The sequence below is a fragment of the Microbacterium sp. AR7-10 genome (genome assembly GCF_001878835.1).
Classification (GTDB): Bacteria; Actinomycetota; Actinomycetes; order Actinomycetales; family Microbacteriaceae; genus Microbacterium; species Microbacterium commune.
This window is the reverse complement of record NZ_MJIR01000089.1, coordinates 1-11268: the sequence shown is the minus strand read 5'-3', so window position 1 is coordinate 11268 and position 11268 is coordinate 1. Positions and strand designations below refer to the sequence as shown.

Genomic DNA, 11268 nt, shown 5'->3' with positions numbered 1-11268 from the left:
AACTTTGATGTAATATGTCACTTATTCTTATCTGTTTTTTGTAGCTTTATGTATCTTCTTCTCTTTTTTGTTTTTATGTGTTTCCTATTTTCTTTCTTCTTTTTTTTTTTTTTTTTTTTTTTTTTTTTTTTTTTTAGATGTGTATAAGAGACAGCCCCCGGGCTGCCGTTGCTGTTCGAGGCGTCCGGGGAAGGCTTCGTCCCCGGTGAAGATATCGCCCTCGCGGTGATCATCCGCCATTCATCGTCCGACGGCGACGGACGTGTGCGGCACGTGATCGAAGATCGTGAGCTGCCCGGCGACGGCAGTGAGGTGCTGCTGTTCGGGCGGATCTCCGGCACGACCCATATCGTCGGAGGCCTGGGATGAACCCGCACCAGCCCTCCCAGGTCCTCGCAAACCTGGGCCTTGCGGCCCTGGCGGGGTTCGCCGTCCTCGCCGGGCTGCTCCGCGCCGCCGGCAGTGCCGCGGCGTTCCTCACCGGGCTCCCGCAACCCACCGGCGGGCCCTCCACGGGGCTGGGTGTGCTGCTCACCCCGGCGGCCCCGGGAGAGGCGATCGGCGCGCCGGGTCTGAGCCCGGTTGTGTACTGGCTGATCCTCGCCGTGGCAGTCGCGATCCTCGGGGCCATCACGTGGTGGGTGTGGCGGGTCATCGCGCGCGCGAAGGAGACCCGTGCGCAGGATCCGCGCCTGCTCCAAGGAATCGCCACTGCGCGCGATGTCGCCAAAGCCGCAGGGACGAAGGCTCTCACGAAACGGGCGGGCACGTTCCGACCCTCGCTGGAAGACCCGTCCCCCGAGGACGTCGGCTACCTCCTCGGCCGGCCGAAAGGGCAGGAGGTGTGGGCGACCGTGGAGGACTCCATCCTGCTGATTGGGCCGCCCCGGTCGGGCAAAGGGCTGCACGTCGTCATCAACGCGATTCTCGATGCCCCCGGTGCCGTCATCACCACCTCCACTCGGCCCGACAACCTCACCGCGACGCTGAAGGCCCGACAGCGTGTCGGACCGGTCGCGGTGTTCGACCCGCAGCATCTCGCCGAAGGACTCCCCGCGGGCATGAAGTGGTCGCCGGTCCGCGGATGCGAGGACCCGCTGACAGCGATGATCCGCGCCACCGGCCTCGCCACAGCCACGAACTTCGGGTCCGTGTCTGGCGGTGACTTCTGGCAGGGGAAGACCGCCGCCGCCATCCAGGGGCTCCTCCACGCCGCGGCCCTCGACGGGCGGGACGCCGCCACCCTGTACCAGTGGGCGTTGAACCCGGCCGCCGCCGCGGACGCGGTGCGGGTCCTGCAATCCAACCCCCAGGCGGCGGCCGGTTGGGCGGACTCGCTGGATGCGATGCTGCAATCAGACCCCAAGACGCGCGACTCGATCTGGCAGGGCGTCTCGCTCGCGTTCAGCGCGTTCGCCGACCCTCGAGTGCTGGCGGCGGTGACGCCGGGCCCGCGGGACTGGTTCGACCCGGAGACGTTCATCCGGGACCGCGGTACCCTCTACCTGCTCGCCACCGGTGCGGGGGCGGGGGCGTCCTCGGCGCTGGTGGCCGCGTTCATCGAAGACCTCGTGGAGACCGCCCGGAAGATCGCCGCCACCTCACCGGGCACACGGTTGGACCCGCCGATGCTTCTCGCCCTGGATGAGATCGGCAACCTCGCTCCGTTGCCGTCGCTTCCCACGCTGATGGCCGAAGGCGGAGGCACGGGGATCACGACCCTGCCGGTGCTGCAGTCCCTCGCGCAGGCGCGGGAGAAATGGGGCGAGAACAATGCCAACGCGCTGTGGGACGCATCGATCGTGAAAGTCATCCTCGGCGGTGCATCGAACTCGCGAGACTTGCAGGACCTGTCGGCGCTGATCGGGGAAAGGGACGAGATCACCGACTCCGTCACCATCGGCGAGCAGGGACACCGCTCCGCTCAACGCTCGATCCGCCGGGTGGCGATCATGCCTCCGGACGTGATCCGCACGCTGCCGTTCGGGATCGGAGTGGTGATGCTCCGCACCGCCCGCCCCATCATCACCGACCTGCGCGCCTGGCCTGCCCGCAAGGACGCCGCGCAGCTGAAGACAGACCGGAAGGAGATCGAGGCGCTCCTGCACACGTCCTGATACGGGTGCTGTCCGTTGTCTGGGGTCTGACCTGCGCACCTGTCTGGTGTCTCCCGCTCAACCGCGGGGACACCAGACAGTTTCGTTGTTATCAGGAAGGACCTCAGTTCTCATGGCGATCAAGACCTCGCAGGCGATCAACGGCTTCATCTCCGCCGACCCCCGCCTCACCTTCTCCGAGTCCGGGCAGGCGCGCTTCTACGCCCGCGTCGGCATCAACCACTACGAGCCCCAGCAGGACGGGTCCTTCCGCAAGCTCGACCCGACCTACCACGACCTGATCCAGTTCGGGAAGTCCGCCGAGATGTCCGCCGACCGTTACGTCAAGGGCGACGACATCGTCGCGCAGGGCTACACCCGCGAGCACACACGCGACGTCAACGGTGAGGAGCGCACCGATGAGCAGTTCGTCGCCAAGCGCATCGCCCCCGACCCCAATATCACGGACTTCACGATCGACCGCCGGCCCGCCGCTGAGCGTCAGGCCGAACGCGAAGCCGACCGCCAGGCGGACCGCGAAGTCGGGCGCGAGGCCGAGCGTGAGGAACCCGACCGAGCAGCACAGCTCGGCTCACCCACCCCCACCACCGCGCGAGAGGCCGAAGCGCCCGCGATGGAAGCCGTCGGCCGATAACCCCACCGGAGGACAGTGACGTGGCCGACAACGACCCGACTCAGAACCCCGAACCGGGCGACCCGGACGTGGACTTCGAACCCGAGTCCGACGAACCAGACATCGAGGACGACGAGCTCGACGAAGGCGAGAGACGGGACGGCGGCCCACGGGCAGGCACGGGCGGGAGCGATGACCTCCCGCCCGTGCCTCGCCCGATCAACTGGCGCACCCTGTCCTCCGACGACGCCGAGCACGAATGGCTCGACCTCAACGAATGGGTGAACTGGCTCCGGCACGAGTTCGCCCTCCCCGCGCAGATCGTCCCTCCCATGTGGCACCGCCACCCGGAACTCGTGTGGGAGCTCTCCGCTCTCTACACCCGGTGGCTGGGCTGCTACGACCCAGAGCAGGACGCCGCCGGAGCCATCTCGTTCATGACCGACTTCGCCGCCGCCCGGACCCGGCTACGCGAATGGGTACAGATCGCCGGCACCCGCCTCGACCGCGACCGCCCCTCACGGCAAACCGTCTGGCCCGGCGAAGATCCGATCCCGGCGAGTGAAGAGACTCCAATCACTGACCGTGACGAGGACTTCGTGGACTTCGTCGTCGAAGACGTCACCCGCCGCGCGGAAGCGGAAGCGGCGTTCCTGCGCGACGAGCCGTTGCCGGTCTGAGCTGACGGTGAACCGCAAGAAAGTGTGGGCGGGCCTCTTCAGGCCCACCCACACTTTTGGTTTTGCGCTTACTTCGCTGAGGGGATCTCGATGAGCAGCTTCTCGCGGAGTTCGTCCGGGTCGACGCGGATCAGCCGGCCGACGCGGTAGCCGTGCACGGTGCCGTCCGAGATGCGGCGGCGCAGCGTCTTGATCGACACTCCATAGGTGTCGGCGGCGACGGCCAGCGAGATCAGCTTGAGCGCTGGGGGCTGTGAACGATCGTGAACGGCCATGGCGGTGCCTCCCTTGTTGATGAACTCCTTCTCCTGATAGGTGTCCATGGCTGTCCCACGGCGACTCTCATGCCTTCCTGGCCGCGTTGATCCGCTCCTGGACGCGATCGCTCATACGGTCCGCGAGCTCACGATCGCGGGCCATCGTGGCGTGCTGGTAGCGGAGAACGACTCGGATGTCGGCGTGGCCGCCTCGCCGCATCAGCTCTGCGAGCGTTGCGCCCTCCTGGGCGAAGATCGTCAGGCCCGTGTGACGGAGATCATGGAACCGGAATCGCGGCCGGAGGTCAGCGACACCGTCTCGAGCATCAGCCCACACGTAGCCCCATCGGGTGTTCGACAGAGGAACGCTGCCACGGACGTTCGTAGGGATCAGCGGCGCTTTGGCCTCCGCCGCGACGTAGTCCCGCAGGTGATCCTTGAGGCGGCCGATCATGAGCTTCGGGATGCTGAGAGTCCGTCTGCCCGCGTCGCTCTTCAGCCTCTCGTCATAGTCGCCGGTGTTCGCGTTCAGTTGCCGGCGCACATGCAAAGTCGCGGTGGCGTCGTCGTGCCACTCTATGTCCCTGCGCTGCAAGCCCAGGCACTCCCCGCGGCGCAGTTGGCACCACGCGGCGAAGAGCACCATGATCGCCCAGTGCTCCGGGGTTGCTTCATACAAGGCCTCGACCTGCTCGGGGCTTGCAACGTCTTCGTCCTCATCGTGGTCGGCGTCGTGCCGCACAGCCTCCTGCTTCGGGATCGAGATGTTCGGCGCAGCGGGGATGATCCCGTCTCGGGCTGCCTGGCGGAGGATCATCATGAGGACGATCAGCACCGGCCGCGTGATGCCGTTGAACTTCGACTTCGGGTTCAGCGGCGAGGGGATCGCGTCGAGGCGATCGGTCATCTGCCGGATACGCGCCTCGTCGATCTCCCGGATCGGGGTGTCCTCGAACTCCGGGACAAGGTACCCGTCGACCTTGCTCTTGTAAGAGCGGACGGTCGCGATGGCACGTTTCCTGCCGCTACGGTTCGGCTCCGTACGGATGAAGGCCACCCACCGTTCCGCGTACTCGGAGAATCCGATGGACCGCGCCTTCTCTGCTTCCGCTGTCGCACGGCGGCGAGCGGCAACCACCGAGGGCGGCTCCCACTGCTGACGGGCAATCGTCGTGTGAACGCCTGCGAGCCACGCGCGGGCGTCGGTCTTCGTCAGGAACGTCAGCGGCTTGTCGTCTTCTGTCCGGGCGGTATACATCTCACCGTCGGGCGCGGGGTATCGGGCCTGCCACCGGCCGGAGGGGAGCTTGCGAAGGCTCCCCCAGCTCTCACGCCTGACTGCTGCTGGCTCCCGGGTCTTGGTGGCGCTCATCGTGTCCTCCGCTGGTCTTGAGCGGACTCACGCGAACCGTCGTGCCACTGCGTGCCACTAGAGGCCATGACCCCCCAAAAGTGGCTCCCTATCAGGCTTTTCTCGCGGGTTGCGAGGCGTCCTCTGGCACGCTGTGGCACGAGGTCGGTGGCACGCCGGGACCGAATTTCGGTCGACGGACCACCCCGCTCTCTCCTGGAAGGTGCGGGCGTGCCACCCGCGTGCCATACCCAACGACTACTGACGTTCATATCCGTCCTCCTCTGTTCTTCGGAAGGAGGCCCGAAAAGAGGCCCGGATCTGCAGAAACCTGCAGATCCGGGCCTCCCGGTCGACTCTTGTCAGAGTCTGTCTAGAACGTGGACTCTAGAAGTCCCAGTCGTCGTCCTCGGTGGCCTCGGCCTTGCCGATCACGTACGACGAGCCCGACCCACTGAAGAAGTCGTGGTTCTCGTCGGCGTTCGGTGAGAGGGCCGAGAGGATCGCCGGGTTCACGTTGGTGACCGTCGAGGGGAACATCGGCTCGTACCCGAGGTTCATCAGCGCCTTGTTCGCGTTGTAGTGCAGGAACTTCTTGACGTCCTCGGTGAGGCCGACGCCGTCGTAGAGATCCTGCGTGTACTGCACCTCGTTCTCGTAGAGCTCGAACAGCAGGTTGAAGGTGTAGTCCTTCAGCTCCTGGCGACGCTCTTCGGTCTCGTTCTCGAGACCCTTCTGGAACTTGTAGCCGATGTAGTACCCGTGCACGGCCTCATCGCGGATGATGAGGCGGATGAGGTCGGCGGTGTTCGTCAGCTTCGCCTTCGACGACCAGTAGATCGGCAGGTAGAAGCCCGAGTAGAACAGGAACGACTCGAGCAGAGTGGAAGCCACCTTGCGCTTGAGCGGGTCGTCGCCACGGTAGTAGTCGACGATGATCTGCGCCTTCTTCTGCAGGTTCTGGTTCTCGACCGACCAGCGGAACGCCTCGTCGATCTCCTTCGTCGAGCACAGGGTCGAGAAGATCGACGAGTAGCTCTTCGCGTGCACCGACTCCATGAATGCGATGTTCGTGTACACCGCCTCCTCGTGCGGGGTGATCGCGTCGGGGATCAGCGACACGGCGCCCACGGTGCCCTGGATCGTGTCGAGCAGGGTCAGCCCCGTGAACACGCGCATGGTCATCAGCTGCTCGTCGGGAGTGAGCGTGTTCCACGACTGCACATCGTTCGACAGCGGCACCTTCTCGGGAAGCCAGAAGTTGTTCACGAGGCGGTTCCACACCTCGAGGTCCTTCTCATCCTCGATGCGGTTCCAGTTGATCGCCTGCACGTGGTCGATCAGCGTGAGCTTCGGAGACGGAGTCATTCTTCTTCCTTGTTCTTCTCGGAGTGGATTGCATGGATGTCATCGATGCAGTGCTGGCACGTGTCCTTGAACACGCCCTTGTTTGTGTGGTGACGGGTATGCGCGCTGCGCCGGCTCGATGGCATCGCCCGTCCTTTCCTCACCGCGGACATCTTGGCCCGCGTCTCGACGCTGGCCGATTTGCCGTAGTTGGGGTTGTTCTCACCGCGCCGCATCTCGGACAGCTCGAGCCGCGCCTCGTCCGACATCCGGAGCCCATAGCTGGGATGCGCCGGGCCGAACTTGCCGAAGTTGGGGTTGGCTGCCCCGGAGTTCATGCCTTTCCGGGTACGCGACCAATGCTCCTTCAGCTCGTCCGAACGCGTGGTGCCCCAACTGGGGTGATCGGGCCCGGTCGGAACGTTCTCCCGCTTGCGCCCGCGCGATCTCTCACCGGCAGCCCGGCGCTGCTCCTCGGTCCACACGTATCCCCGTGGACCAAGCCCGCCTTCAGTGAGATTGAGCAGCCGGTGACCTTTGCGACGGAGCTTCGCGATCCACCGTTGCTCTGCCTCGCCCAGGTCTTCCAACGAACCGTTTGTGATGAGTTCGACAGGTTGAAAGTAGATGTCCTCGTCGGACTCCATCTTTCGCAGCCAGTCGTAGAACGGTGTCTTCCTGCCGCCTCGCGCCGCCTTGATGTGCTGGCGACGACGGAATTCGACGGTGCGCGAGGTGATCCCGACGTATCGAAACTCACCCGAGCCGTAGAGCCGGGCCGCGTAGACGACGCCGACAATCGGCGACGTCTTGCGGCCCGGTTCCATGGTCATGATCTCAGACCGTCACAGCGTGCAGGAGACGCAGGTGTCGAGCTCAGTGCCCTCGAGGGCGAGCTGACGCAGACGGATGTAGTAGATCGTCTTGATCCCCTTGCGCCATGCGTAGATCTGCGCCTTGTTGATGTCGCGGGTGGTGGCGGTGTCCTTGAAGAACAGCGTCAGCGACAGGCCCTGGTCGACGTGCTGGGTGGCGGCGGCGTAGGTGTCGATGACCTTCTCGTAGCCGATCTCGTACGCGTCCTGGTAGTACTCCAGGTTGTCGTTCGTCATGAACGGCGCCGGGTAGTAGACGCGACCGAGCTTGCCCTCCTTGCGGATCTCGACCTTCGAGGCGATCGGGTGGATCGACGACGTGGAGTTGTTGATGTACGAGATCGATCCGGTCGGCGGCACCGCCTGCAGGTTCTGGTTGAAGATGCCGTGCTTCTGGATGCTCTCGCGCAGCTCGATCCAGTCCTGCTGCGTCGGGATGCGGTGGCCCGCGAAGAGCTCCTTGACCTTGTCGGTCTCGGGCGCCCAGGCCTGGTCGATGTACTTGTCGAAGAACTCACCCGACGCGTACGTGGAGTCCTCGAAGCCGTCGAAGGTCTCGCCGCGCTCGATGGCGAGTTTGTTCGACGCCTTCAGCGCGTGGAACAGCACGGTGTAGAAGTAGATGTTCGTGAAGTCGATGCCCTCTTCCGAACCGTAGAAGACGCGCTCGCGGGCGAGGTATCCGTGCAGGTTCATCTGGCCGAGGCCGATGGCGTGCGAACGGTCGTTGCCGTCTTCGATCGAGCGCACCGAGTTGATGTGGCTCTGCGTGCTGACGGCGGTCAGCGCGCGGATGGCGGTCTCGACGGTCTTGCCCAGGTCATCGGCATCCATCGCCAGGGCGATGTTCATCGAGCCGAGGTTGCACGAGATGTCCTTGCCGATCTGGTCGTACGACAGGTCGTCGTTGTACGTGGTCGGCGTGTTCACCTGCAGGATCTCGCTGCACAGGTTCGACATGTTGATGCGGCCCTTGATCGGGTTCGCCTTGTTCACCGTGTCCTCGAACATGATGTACGGGTAGCCCGACTCGAACTGGATCTCGGCGAGGGTCTGGAAGAACTCGCGCGCGTTGATCTTCGTCTTCTTGATGCGCGAGTCATCGACCATCTCGTGGTACTTCTCGCTCACCGAGATGTCACCGAAGGGCACGCCGTACACGCGCTCGACGTCGTACGGCGAGAACAGGTACATGTCCTCGCCCTTCTTCGCGAGCTCGAACGTGATGTCGGGCACGACGACACCCAGCGAGAGCGTCTTGATGCGGATCTTCTCGTCGGCGTTCTCACGCTTGGTGTCGAGGAAGCGCATGATGTCCGGGTGGTGCGCGTTGAGGTACACCGCACCCGCGCCCTGACGGGCTCCGAGCTGGTTGGCGTAGCTGAAGCTGTCTTCGAGCAGCTTCATCACGGGGATGATGCCGGATGACTGGTTCTCGATCTGCTTGATCGGTGCGCCGGATTCGCGGATGTTCGACAGCAGCAGGGCGACGCCGCCGCCGCGCTTCGACAGCTGCAGCGAGGAGTTGATGCCGCGGGCGATCGACTCCATGTTGTCTTCGATACGCAGCAGGAAGCAGCTGACGAGCTCGCCGCGCTGCGCCTTGCCGGCATTGAGGAAGGTGGGCGTCGCGGGCTGGAAGCGACCCGAGATGATCTCCTCGACGAGGTCGATGGCGACCTGCTCGTCGCCCTCGGCGAGCGCGAGCGCGGTCATCACGACGCGGTCTTCGAAGCGCTCGAGGTAGCGCTTGCCGTCGAAGGTCTTCAGCGTGTAGCTCGTGTAGTACTTGAACGCACCGAGGAACGTCTCGAAGCGGAACTTCTTCGAGTACGCGAGGTCGTTGAGCCTCTGGACGAAGTCGAACGAGTACTGCTCGATGACGGCGCCCTCGTAGTACTGCTTCTCGACGAGGTAGTCGAGTCGCTCCTTGAGCGAATGGAAGAACACGGTGTTCTGGTTGACGTGCTGCAGGAAGTACTCCCGTGCAGCACGCTTGTCGGCGTCGAACTGGATCTTGCCGTCCGCGTCGTACAGGTTGAGCATCGCGTTGAGGGCGTGATAGTCGAGCCCTTCGTACGCGGGGTTCACCTTGAACTCGACTGCGTCTGTCACTGTCGCTTCCACCATCGTTCCAATCCGTCGCTCACGCGATCGACGTCGTCCTGTGTGCCGAATACCTCGAAGCGATACAAGTGGGGCACGTCGCACTTGCGGCTGATGATCTCTCCGGCGAGGCAGAACGACTCACCGAAATTCGTGTTTCCCGCGGAGATGACCCCGCGGATGTGGCGCCGGTTGCGCTCGTCGTTGAGGAACCGGATGACCTGCTTGGGCACGGCGCCCTTCTCCTCGCCGCGCCCCTGCCCGCCCCCGTACGTCGGAGTGACGAGCACGAACGGCTCGTCGATGACGATCGGGTCATCGGTGCGGTGCAGGGGGATGCGGCGGGCGGGAAGGCCGAGCTTCTCGATGAATCGTGCGGTGTTTCCCGACGCGCTCGAGAAGTAGATCAGGAGCGGCACCGCGGTCGCGACCATGCTCACAGTTCACCCCGGTTCCTGAGCGACGACGAAGGGCGTTATGCGAGACGGGCTGCGAGCTCGTCGATCTTGTCGGGCCGGAAGCCCGACCAGTGCCCGTCGTCGGTGACGACGACCGGTGCCTGCATGTACCCGAGAGCCTTGACCTGCTCGAGCGCCGAGGCGTCTTCCGAGAGGTCGGTGATCTGGTACTCGATGCCCTTGGCGTCGAGGGCGCGGTAGGTCGCGTTGCACTGCACGCAGGAAGGCTTGGTGTAGACCGTGATCGACATGGTGATGTCTGATTCCCCTCAGTTCCAGGTGGCTTCTCCGGCAGACCCCCGCCGGGACTTCAATACTACATATGGGGACGGACATTGGAAGCAACCACAAGGTGTAGTAGTTACATCCGTGTAGTTTTCCACCGTTCTCCCCAGGTACAACACAGCTTGTCCACCGTTTCTTCCACAGCCCCCGGCTGCTCGACGAGCCGCCCGGACCGCGGATTCACGCGGCTCTCGTGACCCCCTTTCGGATCCGTCCACAGGCAGGACGGTACGCCCCGCCACCGACATCCGAATTCCTGTGGAGAAGCCCGCTCGGCGTGTCGCGGCGTGTCGCCGCTGCACCGCCTCGCGTGCCGGCGCGCGCGCCGGATAGCCTTTTCTGATGGCGGGATATCGGGACCTTCTTCGCACGCCCGGCGTGGCGCGGATGATCGCCGCACAGCTGGTGGCGCGCTTCCCCAACGGCATGATGAGTCTCGCGATCCTGCTGCATGTCGAGCAGCAGACCGGATCGTACGGTGCGGCGGGCATCGTGCTCGCCGCGGCCTCCGTCGGCCAGGCCGTCGCCGGCCCCATCACCAGCCGCTGGATGGGCGCCTGGGGCATGCGCCGGGTGCTCTCCCTCACCCTCGCCGTCTGCGTGCTGGCCGTGCTGGGGCTCGCCCTGCTTCCGCTGAACCTCCCCGGCTACATGGTGTTCGCACTGCTGGCCGGACTGTCCACTCCCCCCGTGCAGTCCGCCGTGCGCACCATCTACCCCAAGCTCGTGAACGCCGGCCAGCTCACGCCCCTCTTTTCCCTCGACGCGTCGCTGCAGGAGATCATCTGGATCGTCGCCCCCGTGGTCATCACCGTCGTGTCCACGCAGGTGGGCACCGTGCAGGGGCTGCTGCTGGTCGCGGCCATCCTCGTGCTGGGCGGCGCGTGGTTCATCCTCTCCCCCGAGGTCGGGCGGGTGCGCATCCCACGCAGCCGTCGTGCGTTCGGCCTCGTGGTGCTCAAGCCCCCGGTGATGCTCGCCACGGTCATCGGCTTCCTGCTCATCGGCGCCTGCTCGGCCGTCGAGGTGGGCGTGGTCGCGACCTTCGGCCATGGCGGCCTGGAGGCGGGTCTCGTGCTGGCGGTCTTCTCGGTCGGCAGCCTGGCCGGTGGACTCGCGTTCGGACACATCCCGATCGGGCCGGGGGCGGTGGCGCGTCGCCTGCTGATCGTGACGGTC

At 64.8% G+C, this 11268-nt stretch carries 12 protein-coding genes; 4 read left to right on the top strand and 8 right to left on the bottom strand.

Features of this window, described 5'->3' with window-relative positions:
• Positions 1–84: 84 nt before the first annotated feature.
• A complete protein-coding gene (locus BFN01_RS15520) occupies positions 85–240 on the bottom strand; it encodes a hypothetical protein (protein ID WP_177243867.1) in 156 nt (51 codons plus the stop codon).
• 125 nt (positions 241–365) lie between these two features.
• Between BFN01_RS15520 and BFN01_RS12320 the strand changes: the two genes are divergently transcribed.
• The 3 genes from BFN01_RS12320 to BFN01_RS12310 all read left to right on the top strand — a co-directional run bounded on the left by BFN01_RS12320 (position 366) and on the right by BFN01_RS12310 (position 3410).
• Entirely contained in the window at positions 366–2117 is a 1752-nt protein-coding gene (locus tag BFN01_RS12320) for a type IV secretory system conjugative DNA transfer family protein (RefSeq protein ID WP_071644648.1), read from the top strand.
• 112 nt (positions 2118–2229) lie between these two features.
• The gene (locus tag BFN01_RS12315; protein ID WP_071644647.1) at positions 2230–2751 is read left to right on the top strand and encodes a single-stranded DNA-binding protein; all 522 of its coding nucleotides are present in this window, start codon (positions 2230–2232) and stop codon (positions 2749–2751) included.
• 20 nt (positions 2752–2771) lie between these two features.
• The gene (locus BFN01_RS12310) at positions 2772–3410 is read left to right on the top strand and encodes a hypothetical protein (protein ID WP_256221145.1); all 639 of its coding nucleotides are present in this window, start codon (positions 2772–2774) and stop codon (positions 3408–3410) included.
• 68 nt (positions 3411–3478) lie between these two features.
• Here the strand turns inward: BFN01_RS12310 and BFN01_RS12305 are convergent, their stop codons facing one another.
• From BFN01_RS12305 to nrdH, 7 genes are all read right to left on the bottom strand, one after another.
• Positions 3479–3733 carry a helix-turn-helix domain-containing protein gene (locus tag BFN01_RS12305; RefSeq protein WP_256221144.1) on the bottom strand — a complete coding sequence of 85 codons (255 nt, stop codon included), beginning with the start codon at positions 3731–3733 and terminating at the stop codon, positions 3479–3481.
• A gap of 19 nt (positions 3734–3752) precedes the next feature.
• Positions 3753–5039 (bottom strand): site-specific integrase, encoded by a 1287-nt coding sequence (locus tag BFN01_RS12300; protein WP_071644646.1) that lies wholly within the window; start codon positions 5037–5039, stop codon positions 3753–3755.
• Positions 5040–5405: 366 nt separating this feature from the next.
• Positions 5406–6386 (bottom strand): class 1b ribonucleoside-diphosphate reductase subunit beta, encoded by a 981-nt coding sequence (nrdF, locus tag BFN01_RS12295; RefSeq protein WP_071644645.1) that lies wholly within the window; start codon positions 6384–6386, stop codon positions 5406–5408.
• A complete protein-coding gene (locus tag BFN01_RS12290) occupies positions 6383–7198 on the bottom strand; it encodes an NUMOD3 domain-containing DNA-binding protein (RefSeq protein WP_071644644.1) in 816 nt (271 codons plus the stop codon). Before BFN01_RS12290 ends, nrdF begins: the two co-directional genes overlap by 4 nt.
• A gap of 12 nt (positions 7199–7210) precedes the next feature.
• Positions 7211–9370 (bottom strand): class 1b ribonucleoside-diphosphate reductase subunit alpha, encoded by a 2160-nt coding sequence (nrdE, locus tag BFN01_RS12285; protein WP_071644643.1) that lies wholly within the window; start codon positions 9368–9370, stop codon positions 7211–7213.
• Entirely contained in the window at positions 9352–9780 is a 429-nt protein-coding gene (gene nrdI, locus BFN01_RS12280) for a class Ib ribonucleoside-diphosphate reductase assembly flavoprotein NrdI (RefSeq protein ID WP_071644642.1), read from the bottom strand. Before nrdI ends, nrdE begins: the two co-directional genes overlap by 19 nt.
• A 41-nt stretch (positions 9781–9821) precedes the next feature.
• A complete protein-coding gene (gene nrdH, locus BFN01_RS12275; RefSeq protein ID WP_071644641.1) occupies positions 9822–10055 on the bottom strand; it encodes a glutaredoxin-like protein NrdH in 234 nt (77 codons plus the stop codon).
• Between the two features lie 376 nt (positions 10056–10431).
• On the opposite strand from nrdH, the gene BFN01_RS12270 reads away from it, so the two are divergent.
• On the top strand, positions 10432–11268 hold an 837-nt coding region (locus BFN01_RS12270; protein ID WP_071644640.1), incomplete at its 3' end, for an MFS transporter.